Below are 17,585 nucleotides of genomic sequence, written 5' to 3'. Positions count from 1 at the left end.
TTCGTTACCCTGAGTATAAATAACTACTTATTGGTACAATGTGTCAACCCCCATTTTTCCCAAGGTATTCCTGCTTCAGCCTGAGCTTGTCCACCTTTCCAACCGCAGTCATGGGCAGGCTGTCCCTGAACTCGACGATCCTCGGGACCTTGTAGGCCGCAAGCCTCTCCCTGCAGAAGCCTATGACCTCATCGGCTGTGAGGCTCCTGTCCTTCGGGACTATTACCGCCTTGACCGTTTCTCCCCTGTGCTCGTCCGGGACGCCTATCACGGCGCACTGTGCCACCTTAGGGTTCTGGTATATTACGTCCTCCACTTCCCTGGGATACACGTTGTAACCGCTGGCTATGATGAGCTCCTTTTTCCTTCCCACTATGTAGACATAGCCATCACTGTCCATGCGGGCTATGTCCCCCGTGTGCAGCCAGCCGTCCCTCAGGACTTCTCTCGTTTCATCCTCCCTGTTCCAGTACCCCAGCATCACCTGCGGCCCGCGGATCAGTAGCTCGCCCTCCTCCCCCAGAGGCACGTCCCTGTCTGGATCGGCCAGGGATACTATCCTCTCCTCCGTGGAGGGGAGCGGGAGGCCAACGGATCCAGGCCGCCTCCAGCTGTCGCGATCCTCCTCCACGATCGGTGTCACGTTTGCCACAGGCGAACACTCGCTGAGACCATAGCCCTCAACCAGAGTCGCCCCTGTGACCTCCTCAAACCTCTTCTGGAGTTCCACGGGCAGTGGCATCGCACCTGAGATGCACACCTTCACCCTGTTGATCTTTCTCGCAGATATGTCCTTACGGGATACTATTGAATGGTACATGGTCGGGATCCCAGGAAATGCCGTGGGCCCAAACCTCTCAAGGTAATCCACTATCATACCGGTGTCCCTGGGGTCAGGCACAAGGTACATTGTGGCACCCTGAATAAGAGGCAGGAGCATAGCTGTCATCATTCCGTAGACGTGGAAGAACGGTGCGGCCGAGAGATAGGAGGTGTGCTTCCTGTACTTCTCGGGGAGCCACTCGATTATCTGGTACGCGTTGGCCACCAGGTTCCTGTGGGATAGCACGGCGCCCTTGGGCATGCCGGTGGTACCACCGGTGTACTGGATCAGGGCTGGGTGCTTTGCAGGATCGACTTTCTCGGGTGGCCCGTTCCTTCCTACCCTTATCCGCACGGTCCTGAGGCCCAGTGCCTTCAAAGACCCCCTGGCTTCCCTGCCCTGCCTGCTCAGCGGAAATAGCATGGCCTTCCCTCCTGGCAGGAAGTCCATCGTGTCCAGCACCAGCACCCTGACACCGGAGAGGTCCAGGCCCTTCAGGCGTCCTGCAACAATGTCAACGGTCACGAGCGTGGAGGAGCCTGAATCCGAAAGCTCGTACGACAGCTCCCTCACTGTGTAGAGCGGGTTTGCCTGCACGACGACAGCACCCAGCTTCATGCAAGCGAAGAAAGTGACTATGTAGTGGGGCACGTTGGGCATCAGCACCATGACCCGGGAGCCCCTGGACACCCCCTGGTCTCTGAGAATCTCGGCCATTGCATCCACATATTCGCCGAGTTCGCTGTATGTCATCCTCCTACCCAGGAAGTAGACTGCAGGCCTGCCAGAGTTCTCCTTCACGGACAATGCAAAGGCATCGTAAACGCTCTCCTCCGGTATGTCGATGTACCTCCTTACCCAGGGCGGGTACCTGTACTCCACTTCCTGTGCCGAGCCTGAACCCTTCTGCAAACTGATCACCTGCATACCACTCTGTCCTTAGACAGATACGCAGACATATGTGCGCTTTATTAATCCTTTATCTAAACTGAAAATTAGATAGAGCGGTAATGTGAGGATGTTATTATCCTGTTAGCCATAGAGGATCGGGGGAAAGCCCGAGGGCGACTGACGCCCGGAACGGGTGAGGAAAGTCCTCCCTCCACGGCGGGGCCCAACCGGCGCAAGCCGGTACCCCGAGAGGGGTGGTGAAGGTAAAAGAAACGACACGGCTCCCGGTAATAGTGTGACGCCCTCAAGGCTGACGTTCCCGGGGTGGACGATGGAAGCACCTGCCTGGGTGGAGAAAGTCTGAACAGGCCCTGTGAGGCCGCCGCGAGGGCCGGGTAAGACGAAGCGAGTCGAATGTCGCCAACCCGAAAGGGTGAACAGAAGGAGGCTTACTCCGGGCATTCCCCCGCATAGCGCTCGATTCTGTAACGCTTGCACTGCGTCGTGAAGCACTCTATTGTCTGGGAGTTCTAAGGCCCCTTTGCTCACTGCCCCGCAATGAAGGTTAAAATCCATAAGCTTATCTCAACATACAGCATGTTCCTGTGATGCCGGACAAGATCTGCGATGTCTCCGGGTGCAACGGGGAGAGCTTCAGGACAGTCCCCTCAGAGCTTGCGGAAAAGGTCTTCTCGTTGAAGGAGAAGAAGACGAAGGTGCACCTGTGCAGGGAGCACTACAAGAAATACAAGAAGGAGACGAAGAAGGACAGGGAACTGGGGAGGATGGACTGGGTATAACAGCATGAACCCTCTGCCCGGGGTATCTGTTGTAATAACCGTCAGGAACGAGGCAAGGACGATAGGCAGGCTCATGCAATCCCTCCTGGTTCAGGAGGGGCCGCTTGAGATAGTGGTTGTGGATGCACTGAGCAGTGACGGTACCTGGGAGGCTCTCCTAGACTACGCATCCAGTGGCAACGTGAGGCTGTTCAGGGAGAGGTGCTCCAGGGGCGGGGGCAGGAACATAGGGGTGCAGAGGGCCAGGTACGAATACATCCTGTTCACAGACGGTGACGCCTGGGCGCACCCAGACTGGGTCAGGAACATGAGGAGGTGCTTCTTGTCCGGTGCCTCTGTTGTTGCTGGCCGGACAGAGAAGATCGCCAGGGCCCCGTTCGGGAGGCTCAACCGCCTGGAACTCTTCTACCATGGCAGTGAGGTCACCCTCCCCTCAGTTAACCTTGGGTACAGGAAAGACCTGTTCCTGGCCCTGGGCGGCTTTGACCAGGGGTTCGTGACTGCGGAGGACATAGACCTGAACATCAGGTCGGTGATGGCAGGCAACAGCATCGTCTATTGCGGCGACGCCATAATATACCATGAGGAGAGGGACGACATTTCAGGCTTCATCAGGCAGGCCTTCTGGAACGGCTATGGCAGGTGGCAGCTCAGGAGGAAGCATCCTGATGCATGGGCACACACATCGCCTCTGCGCATCGGCCTTGACCTGGCCAACCCGTGGTACCTGCTGCGCTCCTTCTCAGGCGCCATGGGTTACATATACTCCTCGGTGACCGGGGGGAAGATAAGCATGGAGGGCTGAATCGGGCTGGACAACGTTATAACCATGCTTTGCTATCGTGTGTGGTTTGCATGGACGCCGAAGAGAGGGACATACTGAAGGGCATAAGGAGGAGGGAGATTCCGCTCCTCCTGAAGATATATCCAATATTCAGGCACTACATCAAGGACAGGGAATCCGCAAAGAAGGACGGGGAGAAAAGCTGGAGCCATTTGAGGGAGAGGAATGGCAGGAAGGCTGTTGAGACATTCATAGAACTTGGGCCCACCTTCATAAAGCTGGGCCAGATCCTTTCCGCCAGGCCAGACCTGCTCCCTAAGGAGTACCTGAAGTCCTTCGAGAGGCTCCAGGACGACGTCCCGCCGGCCCCGTTCGAGAAGGTGAAGCCAATTATAGAGAGGAACATAGGCAGGATCGAGGACGTCTTTGAGGAGTTCAACACCAACGCTATCTCGGGAGCATCCCTTGGGCAGGTCTACAGGGCGAAGTACAGGGGTGTGGAAGTGGCGGTGAAGGTCAACCGCCCAGATGTCGAGTTCATAATAAAGAGGGACCTGGTGGTTATAGAAAGGCTCCTGAAGCTTGCAGAGGGCAGGATAGAGAACTTCCTTTACCTGTCGCTCAGGAATGTGATAAACGACTTCAAGGTCAGGATATTCGACGAAATAGACTACAGGAAGGAGGCGGAGAACGCCAGGAGGATCATGCAGAACACCTCTGGGCGTGAGAGGGTGATCGTGCCGGAGGTGTTCAGAGAGGTCTCTGGCAAAGAGGTGATGGTATCACGCTTCTACAGGGGGATCAAGGTAACGGATGTGGTGGCACTAAGGAAGAGCGGGATAGACCTCAAAGACCTCGCCTTCAGGGTTGACCTCCTTTTCATGAGGATGCTACTCAGGGACGACATATTCCACGCTGACCCGCACCCAGGCAACATATCGGTGCTCGAGGACGGCACAATAGTGCTCTACGACTTCGGGATGGTCGGGAGCCTGGACGAGAAGACGAGGTTCAACCTCCTGTCCCTCTACGACGGCCTGGTGAGGAGAGACCCTGAAGCAATAATAGATGCCCTCCTCGCTCTTAATGCCCTCTCTCCGGCGGCTAACAGGGGCATCATCAGGAGGAGCATAGAAGTGGCAATGATGAACTTCTACGGCCGGAGCCCCGACGAACTCGAGATCAGGGAGCTCCTCGAGATCGCGAACGATGTCATTTTCGAGTTTCCCTTCAGGCTGCCCAGGTCCCTCGTCCTCTACATGAGGATGTCGTCCCTCCTGGAGGGGATCTGCCAGACCCTAGACCCGGATTTCAAGTTCATAAAGGTCCTCAGGACACTCCTCTACACTGAGGGCCTCCTTGACGAGCTCTACAGGAAGCAGTTGGAGGAGTTCGTGAGGAAGGCCATAGATTCTGTGCAGAGGGGCCTGGACGTGCTCCCGCTCCTCAAGAGAAAACTGGAGAGCGAGACCGAGGAGCCGCCAAGAAAAAGGGACAGATCGGTACCGCTATCCATATTCCTCGGCTTCGTACTGCTCTCTGCAGTCTTTGTCTACACCAGGTTCCCGCTGCTCTCCCTTACAGTGATACTGATCGATATCGCTTCCTTCGGCTACATCGTGGTCAGGAGGAGGTAGTTTTCACTCTATCTCTATGCTCCTCACGCCCTTGGAAGGTATCCTGATCGTGAGGACTCCGTTGGTGTAAGACGCGGTGAAGCTCGCCTCCATGTCCACCTCGACCGGCAGCCTGACCCTCTTGGTCACCTTCTCCGGCCTCTGGTCCATGAACACCACTCCGCCTGTCTCCAGCTTCCTGGTCGCACTTATCGTCACGGCGTTCCTCTCCACGCTGACGTGTATGTCCTTCTTGTCAAAGCCCGGCATGTCAGCGTGTATGACAAGCTCACCGGCCTCCTGGTACATCGTTATGGGAGGGTAGAGGAATGTCATGATCTCCTTGGCCCTCTCGTTTAAGTTCTTGACCATTTCGCCGGTGAAGTACTTGAGAGGCCCGTATACGTCCGCCATAGTTTTACAATTGTTTGAGGCTATTTAACCTTATGCACCTTCAAAGTGACTAACGCTGCAGCTCCTTCACCGAGTTCTTCAGGGCATCTTCTATAAGTTCCCTTGCAACGCTGTAGGGGTCGCTCTGTCCGTACATGCGCTCTATGTATTCCTCCTTCGAGCTGAGTATTCCCCCCACGATGGCCCTCAGTTCATCCTCCATGGCCACCCTCACCTGGTTCCTGAACTTCCTAGCCTTCTCATCAGACGATGATGAAAAGTACTTCCTGTGCTCCTCGATGCGCTCCAGGAGCTCGTCGATACCATCCCCACTGAGGGCCTCCGTGGCAACGACCGGCGGGTTCCACCCGCTCCTCGGAGTCATTGCCAGAGCATCCTCTATGTCCTTGATGGCCATGTAAGAGCCTTCCCTGTCCTTCTTGTTCACCACGAATATGTCCCCAATTTCCATGATACCGGACTTTATGGCCTGTATCTGATCCCCCAGCCCAGGTGCCAGAACAACGCACACGGTATCGGCAATGTTCACCACGTCAAGGTCAGCCTGGCCGGCACCGACGGTCTCGATTATGATGTAATCGTTTCCAGCCACGTCCAGTATGGATGAGGCTGCCCAGGCCGACCTGGCCATCCCACCGTTGACCCCCCTGTTCGCAAGGCTGCGCATGTACACCCCTGACTTTGCTAGGACTGGCTGCATCCTGATCCTGTTGCCGAGAAGCGTACCGCCGCTGAAGGGGCTCGAGGCGTCTATGGCCAGGATGGCCACAGCCCTTCCCCTCTGGCTGAGCCTCTCCGCCATTGCTCCTATGAGTGTGCTCTTACCCACTCCAGGAGGGCCGGTTATCCCTATGACCCTGGCCCTGCCCGTCAGGGGCCAGAGCCTGGACATGAGGTCCCTGGACTGCTGGGAGAGAGAGGGGTCTTCCACAAGCGTTATGGCCCTGGCTATTTTCTTCCTGTCACCGTTCCTTATGCCCTCTATCAGGTCGTCTATCTGCAGGTGGAACACCTACCTCGACAGCTTCTTTAGCCTTGCCTCTGTGGCCCTCTGCCTTATGTGCTCCACTATGACGGAAAGGGGTGTGCCCGGGCCATAGTTCCCCGTTATGCCCATCTTCTCCAGTTTCGGTTTGTCCTCGTCCGGTATTGTGCCCCCTCCCACGATGGCGATGTCGTCTATGCCCCTCTTCTTCATGAGGTCTGCCACCTTCTTGAATACCGTCATGTGAGCACCGTTTAGCAGGCTGAGCGCAATGACGTCCACGTCCTCGTTCACCGCGGTGTCCACCACCTCTTCCGGGGTTGGCAGGAGTCCCGCGTAGATGACGTCCATGCCGGCGTCCCTGAACGCCTTAGCCAGCACCAGGACGCCACGGTCATGGCCGTCTATCCCGGGTTTCGCAAGGAGGACCTTTATGGGCCTGCCTTCAAATAATGACGGGTTCTCTCCATGTTCCAAAGACCTCCCTCCCGACGTTGCTTATCTCCTCAATGGTGGCGTATTTCTCCACCGCATTTATGATGTACGGCATGACGTTCTCGTCCTCGTCCTCCATGGCCCTCCTCAGCTCCTCCAGGGCCCTGGAGACCGCCTGCTGATCCCTGCTCTGCTTAACCGCCCTGAGCCTCTCTATCTGCACCCTCTGGGCCTTCTTTGATATCCTCAGTATCTTTAATGGCTTCTCGTCCTTTTCCACATACTTGTTGACGCCGACCATTATCTCCTCGCCGCGCTCCAGCCTCATCTGCCTCCTGTATGATGTGTTCGCTATCTCCCTCTGTATGTAGCCCTTCTTCACAGCCTCCAAGATGCCGCCCATCTCCTCTATCTTCTCGAAGTACCTGTAGGCCTCCTCCTCCATGCGGTCGGTCAGCCATTCCACGTAGTAGGATCCGCCCAGCGGGTCAACCACATCTGCTATCCCGCTCTCCTCCGCTATGATCTGCTGCGTCCTCAGGGCAACCTTCACTGCCTCCTCGGATGGCAGTGCCCAGGCCTCATCGTAGGAGTTTGTGTGCAGGCTCTGCGTGCCACCCAGCACGGCTGCCATGGCCTCTATGGTTGTCCTCACTATGTTGTTTAGTGGCTGCTGCCAGGTGAGCGTGTAGCCTGATGTCTGGGTGTGGAACTTTAGCCACAGGCTCCTCTCCTTCTTTGCACCGAACCTCTCCTTCATCACCGTTGCCCATATCCTCCTGGCTGCCCTCAGCTTGGCTATCTCCTCGAAGAAGTTTATGGAAGAGTTGAAGAAGAATGAGAGCCTGGGGGCGAAGTCGTCTACGTTCAGGCCCGCCTTTATGCCCATGTCAACGTAGTAGAAGCCATCCGCAAGCGTGAATGCCAGCTCCTGCACAGCACTTGCCCCTGCCTCCCTGATGTGGTACCCGGATATGCTGATGAAGTTCCACTTGGGCATGTTCCTGGTTGAGAATACCATCATGTCCCTTATGAGCCTGAGGTGTGCCTCCGGTGGGTATATCCACTCCTTCTGCGCAATGTACTCCTTCAGTATGTCCGCCTGTACCGTCCCTGCCAGCTTTTCCATTGGCACGCCCTGCTTCTTTGCCACCGCTATGTACATTGCTGTGAGTATGGCAGCCGGTGCGTTTATCGTCATGGATGTGCTCACCGAGCCCAGGTCTATTCCGGAGAATATGACTTCCATGTCCTTGAGGGTGGTCACATTCACGCCGCACTTACCTATCTCGCCATCGGCCCTCTTGTTATCACAGTCAATACCGTAGAGCGTGGGCATGTCGAACGCTATGCTGAGGCCGGTCTCCCCCTCACTTATCAAGTATTTTAGTCTCTGGTTGGTGTCCTCGGGCGTGCCGAAGCCTGAGAACATCCTCATTGTCCAGAGCTTTCCCCTGTACATGTTGGGGTAGATGCCCCTTGTGAACGGGTATTCACCGGGCATGCCGAGGTACTTGTCCTCATGGCCCTCCGGCAGGTCCTCGGACGTGTAGACTTCCTTGAGATGGATGCCTGATGAATTGGTGAACTCCCTGTCCCTGTAGCCAGTCTTCGAGTTCCAGGGCCTCAGGGTCTGGTCAACCCACCTTGCGTACCTCCTGTTGTCGGCTGGTCTCCTGCCCTCAATCTCACGGAGCTTTGAAGACCAGTAATTATCCCTGGCTCCGTCCATAGCTCACAAATTGGTATTTGGATTAATAGGTTTTCTACCGCAGGGTTTACAAAACAGAGGGCTTTACCAGTAGTCCTGGTTTATTACCTCGTCGTAGATCTCAACCATCCTGTTCTTGTTCTCCATCTCCCTCTGTGCCATGGCAGAGAGGGCATCGGCCACCGATGTGCCCTGGTACTCGGTCGCCATGAGCGAGAATAGCCTCATCAGGTCATTGGACACCTTTATGGCCATCTTGAGTACAGAGGCCAGGTCGTCCTTGTCGAATTCCTCTATCTCGTCCGCTATCAGGTGGTCCATGAGCTCGTAATCCCTTATGTCTGCACCACCAGAGCTGAGGAACTTGCCAGTCCTGACGGCGTTCTGGAGCACCTTCACGTCCTCTCTCTCCCTCTCGATTATGTCCTTCAGTATCGACCTCACGTGGTCAAGGTTCGTCTCCTCTGCTATGCCCATGTAGCGTTCTATAACCCTTTCCTTCAGCCTTATGGCCCTGCGGAGTATATCCCTCTGGACCTCCGCCAAGTCCCTGCCGGACAGTGCATTATTCTTTTTTTCCATCTCCAACACGTTATTCTCAATGTATGCGGATACCACTTTATAGAGTTTTCTATGTACGTGGACAATATTACCTCTTGGAATATATATTGATATAGGCTTATAATCAGTACCTGGGCTCGTATTTCATGTACATTTCCTTCAGGGCCCTCTCGTTGATGTGCGTGTAGATTTCCGTTGTGGCTATGCTGGAATGGCCAAGAAGCTGCTGGATGAACCTTATGTCAGCACCGTTCATCAGCATGGTTGTTGCGAAGGTGTGCCTGAGCACATGCGGTGTCACCTTTTTCTCTATCCCCGCCCTCCTTGCGAGGTTCCGGATGATCCTCTCCACGCTGGAGGTGTCGTACCTGCTCCTCTTCCTGCTCAGAAAGAGCGCCCTGCTCTTCGATTCGATTGCCTTCCTCATGTTCAGGTAATCGGAAACTGCACTGGCGCACCTCTCGTTCATTATGACTATCCTGTCCTTGTCGCCCTTTCCCGAGCGGACGGTTATGATCCCCTCCCTCAGGTTCACATCGGATATGTTGAGGTTGCAAAGTTCGCTGACACGCAGCCCGGTGTAAAGGAATAGAGAGACCATTGCACTGGCCTTCACATCGCCTGATGCTGCCTCCAGGAGTGCCTTGGCCTCCTCCGCCGTCAGGTATTTAGGTACCCTGTGGGAGCCCCTGGGTGGCCTAAGGTTATCCGGCACGCTCTTCCTTTGGGATTTCAGGAAAGCCTTCACAGCATTCAGGGCCAGCCTCTGGCTAGCCTTTGAGTACCCCTTCTCCACGGCAAGGAACTCCTTGTACCTCTCTATATCCTCCTCATCCACGGCGATTTCCTTCCTGCCCAGGAATTCCAGGAACTCCCTGACCATGGAGATGTAGGAGCGGATCGTGTACCTGCTCCTCCTCTCCCCTATGAGGTAAGTCTTGAAGGCATCTATGGCATCTCTCTCCACGGAGCCAAATAGGCCTACCTTCTATAAAACCTTGACAATTGGCTGGCGGATGGGGCACGGGAACACAAAGGCGGCGGTGCAGCCCCCGAAGGGAGTGCATCGCTCCCCGCATACGACCAGAGGGTTAACTGGCCAGATGGGTTTCAGGCCGCTGCAGCCGGCAGTGTAACATTGCAGCCCCTAGGACAGTCTGTTTAGGCACCGGTTTCGGTATCGTAAAAACTCCGGGGAGCAGCTGTAAGGAATCGCACAGCGAGCCATTTTACAGGCCCCATCAGGTTAAATAGGTAGAGAAAATTTGAGGTCATGCTCGCGGTTGTGGTCGACAAACCCTTTGGTATCGAAAGCCTGAGAGTGACAGATGTCAAGGAGCCGGGTGAGATGGAGAACGGCGTGAGGATAAGGGTCACCATGGGTGGCATAAACCCTCTGGACTATGCGGTTGTTAACGGCAGGGTGCTTTACAACCTGAACCCCCTGCCCCACATAGTAGGCTCCGAGATAATAGGCGTTGTGGAGGAGGACAAGTACGGCTTCAGGAAGGGAGAGAAAGTTATCGTTTACGACAGGGTCTTCGACGGCACCTGCGACCTGTGCCTCTCCGGCAACGAGCACATATGCAGGAACGGTGGCATATGGGGTGTTGTCACCAACGGCGGCTTCACTGAGCACGTGGTCGTGAGCAAGGAGGCCCTGTTCAGGCAGGGATCTCTTTCCGACGAGGTGGCCGTGAGCATTCCAATTGCGGCCCTGACCGCCTACCATGCGCTCATGAGGGCCGGGGCGTCCGCCACCAAGTCTGTGCTCGTCTACGGTGCCTCTGGAAACACAGGCCTCTTTGCGCTGCAGATAGCGAAGGCGATGGGCATGGACGTATATGCGGTCTCGAGGAAGGACTGGGTTTCGGAGTTCGGTGCTGAGAGGGTGTTCAGGCCCGGATCAGTGCCGGATGACCTCAGGGCTGACGTGGTGATTAACCCGCTTGGCACCCAGTTCTGGCAGGATTCGCTGAAGCATGTTGCACCGAAGGGCTCCGTTGTGACATTCGGCGTGCAGACAGGGGCACAGGGAGAGGTCAACATAAGCCAGATCTACCCGCAGGAGATCTCCATCGTGGGCAGCACCGGTGGCACAAGGAAGGAGATGCAGGAGCTCATAAACATGGCAATAAAGCACAGGTTCAGGGTGAGGGTGCACAGGAAATACAAGCTCAGAGATGCCGTACAGGCCTTCAGGGAATTCGGGATTGACAGGGAAGGCAGGGCACTCATTGAGATGCAGTGACTGATCTCAGTGCCCTTATCCTTTCCTTCACGTTCCCACCGAAAATGTAAGACGCTGAGACCAGTATGTCAGCGCCGGCCTCTATGGCCATCCTGGCAGTCCTGTCGTTTATGCCGCCGTCTATCTCTATCTCAACGCCGAGGCCGTGCTCATCTATGTATCTCCTCGCCTTCTTCACGTTTTCCAGGGATGATGGGATGAAGCTCTGCCCAGAGAAGCCTGGGTGCACGCTCATCACGAGGAGGATCTCGCAGTGCTCCAGGAACGGGAAAGCCTTGGAAACGTCAGTCTCAGGGTTCACCACGATGCCACACCTTCCGCCCTCGTTCCTTATGGCCTCCATTGTCCCCTTGAGGTCCACCGGGCTCTCGTAGTGGAGGAGCAGTATGTCTGCGCCGGCAGAGAGGAACTGTCTGAAGTACCTGTCCGGCCTCTCGAGCATGAGGTGCGCCTCCAAGGTCCTGTCCGTGACCCTCCTGACCGCCCTGACCAGGTCTGGCCCCATGGTCAGGTTAGGCACGAAGTGCCCGTCCATGACGTCCAGGTGGAACATCTCCACACCTGCGTCCTCGCACTTCATTATCTCGGTGGCCAGGTGGGAGAGGTCACAGGAAATGATGGATGGTGAGATCTTCATGGTTGGTGATGTATGTGGCCATTATAGATGTTCCACTACCCCATGTTCTCTATGACCTTATCCGTGAACCCCTCCGAACCCAGGTGCCCCCCTAGGTCCTGGGTGAGTGCGCCCGATGACATCGCCCTTATGACTGCACTCTCAAGAGCCACAGCAGCGTCGCGCTTCGAGAGGAAGTCTAGCATCATTGAGGCGGACAGGAGCATGGCCACTGGGTTAGCGATACCCTTGCCTGCGATGTCAGGCGCGGAACCGTGCACGGGCTCGAACATGCCCATCCTCTCGTTAAGGTTGGCGGAATAAGCGACGCCAAGGCCGCCCACCGTGGCAGCGCCGAGGTCCGACAGTATGTCACCGAACATGTTCTCTGTGACGACGACGTTAAGCCTGTCGGGGTGCAGCACCATGTACTGGGCCATGGCGTCCGCGTACATGTGCCCTGCCTCCACGTCCCCGTAATCCGCTGACACCTCGTCGAACACCCGCCTGAAGAAGGCGAAGGACCTGAGGACGTTGCTCTTCTCCACACAGAGCACCCTCTTCCTCCCGTCCCACGGAGAGCCTCTGCCCCTCCTCGCTATTTCAAAGGCCATCCTAGAGACCCTCTCCACACCCTTCCTCGTTATTATCTGATTATCCACCGCCACCTCGTCCCTGAGCTCCATGCCCCCGAAGTGGCTTGCGTAGAGCCCCTCGCTGTTCTCCCTTATGAGCGTGTAGTCTATGCTGTCTGGCCTGCTGAAGTTCCTGAGGGGAGAGGAAACGCCTGGGAGCAGCCTCACTGGCCTGACGTTGGCGTACAGATCGAGGGAGAAGCGAAGGGCCAGTATCAGGTCCAGGCCACCCTCTGTCCCCTGCCTGTTCCTTATGCCAGGGTCTCCCATGGGGCCCTTCAGTATGGCCCTGAACTTCCTTGCCTCCTCGATCACGCCTTCCACTGTCCACTCCCCCTGGGAAATGGACCTTGCACCCACATCGTACTTCACAAATTCCAGGCCCAGGCCATAGGCGTCATTTAGGGCCTCAAGGGCCCTGATCGCACAGCCGACGACCTCCGGGCCTATGCCGTCTCCCTCCAGGACCATGATCCTCTCTGACATTGTACGGTGATTACGGGCCAGTTAATACAGTAATGCACACTCTGTACCGGGGGAGCAGTGACAAAATTTATCACGGATGCACACCTTACAACGATCATGCTGCGCTCCAGGCAGGTTTACGGAGGCGTTGAGAAGTCGCCCAACAGGGCATTCCTGAGGGCCATGGGCCTGACAGACAGGGATATAGAGAGCCCCTTTGTGGGCGTTGCTGTGGCCTGGAATGAGGCCGGGCCGTGCAACATACACACCCTCGGCCTGGGCAACAGGCTGAAGCAGGGTGTCCAGGAGGCCGGCGGCACACCCAGGATGTTCGCCACACCCCTGGTGATAGACGGCATAGCCATGGGCTATGAGGGCATGAAGTACTCGCTTGTGAGCAGGGAGATCATCGCAGACACTGTAGAGATGACGGTCAATGCACACGGTTACGATGCCGTGGCCTGCATATCTGGCTGCGACAAAACTGGGCCCGGCATGATGATGGCCATGGGCCGCCTGAACCTGCCATCCATAATAATGTACGCGGGCACGACGATGCCCGGTTACTACAACGGGAGGGAGATCGCTGTAGGAGACGTCTACGAGGCTGTGGGCGCCTACAGTTCCGGAAAGATAAGCAAGGAGGAGCTGCAGGCGATGGAGATGCTGGCTGTGCCCACCGCCGGCTCCTGTGGCGGCCTGTACACGGCCAACACCATGGCCATGATGACCGAGTCACTGGGCCTGGCACTGCCAGGGAGTGCATCGCCCCCGGCTGTTGTTGGTGCCAAGGGCAGCTTCGCATATGAGACGGGAAAGGCCATCATGCCCCTTATAGAGAACGGGATCAGGGCCAGAGATATCCTGAAATACGAAGCCTTCAGGAACGCAATAGCCATGCTCATGGCGTCGGGAGGGTCCACAAACGCCGTGCTGCACCTGATAGCCATCGCGTACGAGGCCGGGGTGAACCTCACACTGGACGACTTCGAGGAGATCGGGAGAAAGGTCCCGGAGATCGTGAACATGAAGCCTGGAGGGGAGTTTGCAATGGCGGACTTCGATCAGGTGGGTGGCGTCCCGGTGCTGATGAAGAAGCTCCTCGACAGGGGATTCATCGACGGCGATGCCCTCACGGTTACAGGCAAGACGGTGAAAGAGAACCTCAGAGACGTCAGGCCAAGGGCAGGTGTTGAAAGGATCATCGTAGACTTCTCCAGGCCCAGGTACCCGAGCGGTGGCATAAAGATACTCAAGGGTACACTTGCACCCGAGGGTGCGGTCGTAAAGGTGGCGGCCTCCAGCATAACGAGGCACAGGGGGAGGGCAAGGGTCTTCGATTCTGAAGACGAGGCCTTCAGGGCAGTGATGGAGAGGAAGATAGAGAGCGGGGATGTCGTGGTGATAAGGTACGAGGGCCCCAAGGGAGGGCCAGGGATGAGGGAGATGCTGGACGTCACAGCGGCAATAGTGGGCCAGGGCCTCGGTGACACAGTTGCGCTCGTTACTGACGGCAGGTTCTCAGGCGCAACGAGGGGGATGATGGTGGGCCATGTGGCACCTGAAGCGTTCGTCGGGGGCCCCATAGCGCTCCTCAGGGACGGTGACGAGGTCGTCATAGATGCGGAGGAAGGCAGGATCGATATGCTTGTGGACGAGGGTGAAATGGAGAGGAGGAGGAAGGAGTGGAAGAGGCCTGCCCCCAAGCACCCAACCGGGCTGCTGGCGCAGTACGCGTCCATGGTCACGTCAGCGTCCATGGGTGCCGTGCTCATACCCGAGATCTGAGGATGCACGCCGAGAGCATTATTTCCACGCCCTGCGCTGGTTGCCGGGGCGTGGGAAGGTATTTAACATACCTCTTAATTAAGAAGCGTGGAAAAAATTGTAGTGCCGTGTTCCTCTTCGCCGTCCCTGGCAAGGTCTGTTTCTGACGTCCTGGGCGCACAGGTCGCTGAAGTGGAGAGGAAGCGGTTTCCAGACGGTGAAATGTACGTAAGGGTTCTGAGCGATGTTGCCGGCAGGGAGGCCTTCGTGCTCGGAAACACGAACAGGGACGATGCCTACCTCGAACTGCTCCTCACCCTGGATGCATGCCGTGAGAACGGTGCATCTAGGGTCATTGCGGTCGTGCCCTACTTCGGATACGCAAGGCAGCACATGGTATACAAGAGGGGCGAGGCGGTGTCCTCGAAGGTCATGACGCTGACCATAGGCGAGTTCGCGGACAGGATAATAACTGTGGAGATACACGATGAGATGACACTGAAGTATTCGAAGAGGCCATTCATGAACGTCAGCGTCTACGAGAGCATGTCCGCCTACTACAGCAGGAAGGGTGTGGACCTGGTTGTTTCACCTGACGATGGCGGGCTCCACAGGGCAGAGATGCTTGCGAAGGGCCTGGAATGCGATTTCTTCGCCATTAACAAGAAGAGGATAGATTCGAGGACCGTATCCATGGAGGTGCCCAATGTCGATGTCAAGGGCAAGCGTGTCCTGCTGGTTGACGACATAATATCCACCGGCGGCACCATAGCAAAGGCCGCCTCCCTGCTAAGGGATATGGGGGCATCCTCAGTTTACGTTACAGCGGTGCACGGCGTCTTTGCCAACAACTCCGTATCCAAGATCCAGGAGGTTGTTGACGAGGTTGCTGTGACGAACACCATAGAGGGGATCTTCAGCAAGATAGATATCGCACCTGAACTGGCCAGCGCCATGGAGGTGTACATGGATGGCCGCATACCTGAGAAACTGTGAGAGGCACGGCCCTTTCAGGGGAGATGCGTGCCCGGAGTGCGGGTCGGCCGGAAAGCTGCTGATGAACGACAGGGAGATCGAGGCTGTTGGGAGGATACTCGCCGGGATGCTCCGGCACTTCCCTGACAGGTACGGCATACGCCTAAACGAACATGGCTGGGCACGCATATACACCATCGTGCCTGCAATAAAGGCACAGAAGAGGCAGTTCGGGTGGATATCGCCCTACCACATAGAAGCGCTGGCAAAGACCGATCCGAAGGAGAGGTACCAGGTAAACGACAGGAAGGAGATAAGGGCAACCTACGGGCACACAATACCCATAAAGATAGATGACTTTCCCAGTGACGGGATACCGGGAATACTGTATTACCAGACGACCGATGAGGAGATGGAGTTCATACCTGAGACAGGCATAAGCCCTTCGGACAAGACCTGGGTGCACCTGTCCTCCACATACAGGAAGGCGTACGTTGCGGGCCTCTACCATGTGGACAACCCGAGGGTGATCGGGATAGACGCCGCCGCCATGCTGGAGGCTGGCCTGGACATAAGGAGGGCGACCAGCGACGTCTACCTGACCGGTGAGATCTCGCCCCGGTTCGTTGTTGAGGTGGAGAGGGAAGAGGTCTCGCTGACGGAGGAGGAGATGAGGGAGATAGAGGAGGTCAAGACAAGGAGGGAGAGGAAGGTGCACAGGGACAGCAGCCAGTGAGTAAGCTCTTTTTGTACCGCCCATAGTCATGCACCATCTGGGTTGATATATGGATGCCTGCATTTAGTGCTGCTCTCAAGTGTGTCCTCCGCTACACTTAAGGAAATCTAACCCTGCCGCACCCCCATTTCTGCGGGATGTCTCGGGCCGCTCTTAACTGGGCCTGGCCTGCCCCTGCACAGTTCCCGTGGGGGTGTTCATTCAGCCCTGTAGTTCCTGATGACGAGCTCCTCCACAGGCCCCCTTCTGTATGGGACAGAGTTGATGTTCCTCCTGGCCCTTAACCTAGTTATTTCGAACCCGGAGTAGAGTGCCTCGATTAGCTCGCTTCCCGAGTTGCTCTCCATCACCAGTACGCCACGCCTGTCCAGGTCCCTGAACGCCTTGCACAGCCTCACCTGGTCGTCCATGCTGAATCCGGCAGAACTGTAGTCTGTGAAGCTGGAGGATGGGCTCACAGGCATGTAAGGTGGATCGAGGTACACGAAGTCGCCATTTCGCGCACCCTTCAAGGCCTCCTCGAAGTCCACGCTAAGGATTTCGGCGGACCTGAGCACCTCGGAGAGCAGGTATATTTCATCCTCACCGGGCATGGATGGACTCCGGTACCTCCCGAAGGGCACGTTGAACGCCCCCCTGGAGTTGACCCTGTACAGGCCGTTGTAACAGTGGCGGTTCAGGTAAATGAAGAGGGCGGCCTTTTCGGCAGTGCTCCCCCCAATTGAGTTGTACCTCTCCCTTGCGAGGTAGTAGTCCTCCCTGCTGTTACTGAACCTCAGCCCTGACAGCTCTTGGATGAGTTCCTCCGGCCTGTGCTTGATGATCCTGTAAAGGTCCATTAGATCGCTGTTTATGTCGGATATGACCGCTCTCTTGAGCTTTCCACGGTTGTGCAGTTCGATCAGCAAGGCCCCGCCGCCAAAAAAGGGCTCGTAATAGGTCTCAAATCTCCCGGGCACCAGGGAAACAAGGTCCTCAATTATCTGCCTCTTGCCGCCGGCCCATTTCACAACGGGCCTGGCCCTCCCTGGGACGGGTCCGTGGGCCGCCGGTGGATACATCGGCCCCACGTATACCTGTGGCCTTAAATTCTTTTTTTCCACCGTGATCCATGCGGCAA

Annotated in this window: 17 protein-coding genes and 1 other RNA gene; 8 read left to right on the top strand and 10 right to left on the bottom strand. The window is 56.5% G+C overall.

Annotated elements, in window-relative coordinates; all coding sequences use genetic code 11:
• Positions 1-43: 43 nt before the first annotated feature.
• Positions 44-1,735 (bottom strand): long-chain-fatty-acid--CoA ligase, encoded by a 1,692-nt coding sequence (locus IEW66_RS02320; RefSeq protein WP_229657446.1) that lies wholly within the window; start codon positions 1,733-1,735, stop codon positions 44-46.
• 140 nt (positions 1,736-1,875) lie between these two features.
• Here IEW66_RS02320 and rnpB point away from each other — a divergent pair.
• The 4 genes from rnpB (at position 1,876) to IEW66_RS02300 (ending at position 4,935) form a co-directional block, all read left to right on the top strand.
• Positions 1,876-2,178: RNase P RNA component (gene rnpB, locus IEW66_RS02315), an RNA gene on the top strand.
• Between the two features lie 144 nt (positions 2,179-2,322).
• Entirely contained in the window at positions 2,323-2,514 is a 192-nt protein-coding gene (locus IEW66_RS02310) for a hypothetical protein (RefSeq protein WP_188679956.1), read from the top strand.
• A gap of 4 nt (positions 2,515-2,518) precedes the next feature.
• Positions 2,519-3,319 (top strand): glycosyltransferase, encoded by an 801-nt coding sequence (locus IEW66_RS02305; protein ID WP_188679954.1) that lies wholly within the window; start codon positions 2,519-2,521, stop codon positions 3,317-3,319.
• A gap of 50 nt (positions 3,320-3,369) precedes the next feature.
• Entirely contained in the window at positions 3,370-4,935 is a 1,566-nt protein-coding gene (locus IEW66_RS02300; RefSeq protein WP_188679952.1) for an ABC1 kinase family protein, read from the top strand.
• Between the two features lie 3 nt (positions 4,936-4,938).
• Here the strand turns inward: IEW66_RS02300 and hsp14 are convergent, their stop codons facing one another.
• From hsp14 to xerA, 6 genes are all read right to left on the bottom strand, one after another.
• Entirely contained in the window at positions 4,939-5,328 is a 390-nt protein-coding gene (gene hsp14 / locus IEW66_RS02295; RefSeq protein WP_075057731.1) for an archaeal heat shock protein Hsp14, read from the bottom strand.
• Positions 5,329-5,377: 49 nt separating this feature from the next.
• Complete coding sequence (gene meaB, locus IEW66_RS02290; RefSeq protein WP_188679950.1) at positions 5,378-6,340, bottom strand: methylmalonyl Co-A mutase-associated GTPase MeaB; 963 nt, start codon at positions 6,338-6,340, stop codon at positions 5,378-5,380.
• A complete protein-coding gene (locus tag IEW66_RS02285; RefSeq protein ID WP_188679948.1) occupies positions 6,341-6,790 on the bottom strand; it encodes a cobalamin B12-binding domain-containing protein in 450 nt (149 codons plus the stop codon).
• Positions 6,759-8,480 (bottom strand): acyl-CoA mutase large subunit family protein, encoded by a 1,722-nt coding sequence (locus IEW66_RS02280; protein WP_188679946.1) that lies wholly within the window; start codon positions 8,478-8,480, stop codon positions 6,759-6,761. The genes IEW66_RS02285 and IEW66_RS02280 overlap by 32 nt, the downstream gene beginning before the upstream one ends.
• Before the next feature lie 63 nt (positions 8,481-8,543).
• On the bottom strand, positions 8,544-9,041 hold the full coding sequence (locus IEW66_RS02275) for a ferritin family protein (RefSeq protein WP_188679944.1): 498 nt from the start codon (positions 9,039-9,041) through the stop codon (positions 8,544-8,546).
• Between the two features lie 103 nt (positions 9,042-9,144).
• Complete coding sequence (gene xerA, locus IEW66_RS02270; RefSeq protein ID WP_229657445.1) at positions 9,145-9,987, bottom strand: site-specific tyrosine recombinase/integron integrase; 843 nt, start codon at positions 9,985-9,987, stop codon at positions 9,145-9,147.
• Between the two features lie 306 nt (positions 9,988-10,293).
• On the opposite strand from xerA, the gene IEW66_RS02265 reads away from it, so the two are divergent.
• Positions 10,294-11,271 (top strand): zinc-binding dehydrogenase, encoded by a 978-nt coding sequence (locus IEW66_RS02265; RefSeq protein WP_188679942.1) that lies wholly within the window; start codon positions 10,294-10,296, stop codon positions 11,269-11,271.
• Here IEW66_RS02265 and rpe read toward each other — a convergent pair.
• Together rpe and IEW66_RS02255 are read right to left on the bottom strand one after the other, a co-directional pair.
• Positions 11,255-11,908: a ribulose-phosphate 3-epimerase gene (rpe, locus tag IEW66_RS02260; RefSeq protein WP_075057657.1), complete on the bottom strand. Its 654-nt coding sequence runs from the start codon at positions 11,906-11,908 to the stop codon at positions 11,255-11,257. The genes IEW66_RS02265 and rpe overlap by 17 nt on opposite strands.
• 35 nt (positions 11,909-11,943) lie before the next feature.
• Entirely contained in the window at positions 11,944-13,008 is a 1,065-nt protein-coding gene (locus IEW66_RS02255) for an isocitrate/isopropylmalate dehydrogenase family protein (protein WP_188679940.1), read from the bottom strand.
• Positions 13,009-13,104: 96 nt separating this feature from the next.
• Here IEW66_RS02255 and ilvD point away from each other — a divergent pair, with 96 nt between their 5' ends.
• The 3 genes from ilvD (at position 13,105) to IEW66_RS02240 (ending at position 16,465) form a co-directional block, all read left to right on the top strand.
• Positions 13,105-14,775 (top strand): dihydroxy-acid dehydratase, encoded by a 1,671-nt coding sequence (gene ilvD / locus IEW66_RS02250; protein ID WP_188679938.1) that lies wholly within the window; start codon positions 13,105-13,107, stop codon positions 14,773-14,775.
• Between the two features lie 87 nt (positions 14,776-14,862).
• On the top strand, positions 14,863-15,750 hold the full coding sequence (locus tag IEW66_RS02245; protein WP_229657444.1) for a ribose-phosphate diphosphokinase: 888 nt from the start codon (positions 14,863-14,865) through the stop codon (positions 15,748-15,750).
• Positions 15,725-16,465 (top strand): RNA 2'-phosphotransferase, encoded by a 741-nt coding sequence (locus IEW66_RS02240; RefSeq protein WP_188679936.1) that lies wholly within the window; start codon positions 15,725-15,727, stop codon positions 16,463-16,465. Before IEW66_RS02245 ends, IEW66_RS02240 begins: the two co-directional genes overlap by 26 nt.
• Positions 16,466-16,662: 197 nt before the next feature.
• On the opposite strand, the gene IEW66_RS02235 is transcribed toward IEW66_RS02240, so the two are convergent.
• Positions 16,663-17,526 (bottom strand): DNA adenine methylase, encoded by an 864-nt coding sequence (locus IEW66_RS02235; protein ID WP_188679934.1) that lies wholly within the window; start codon positions 17,524-17,526, stop codon positions 16,663-16,665.
• Positions 17,527-17,585 lie beyond the last annotated feature (59 nt).

Source organism: Thermogymnomonas acidicola, assembly GCF_014646795.1.
Lineage (GTDB): Archaea > Thermoplasmatota > Thermoplasmata > Thermoplasmatales > Thermoplasmataceae > Thermogymnomonas > Thermogymnomonas acidicola.
The sequence above is the reverse complement of the archived record's forward strand: the minus strand, read 5'-3'. Positions and strand labels throughout refer to the sequence as shown.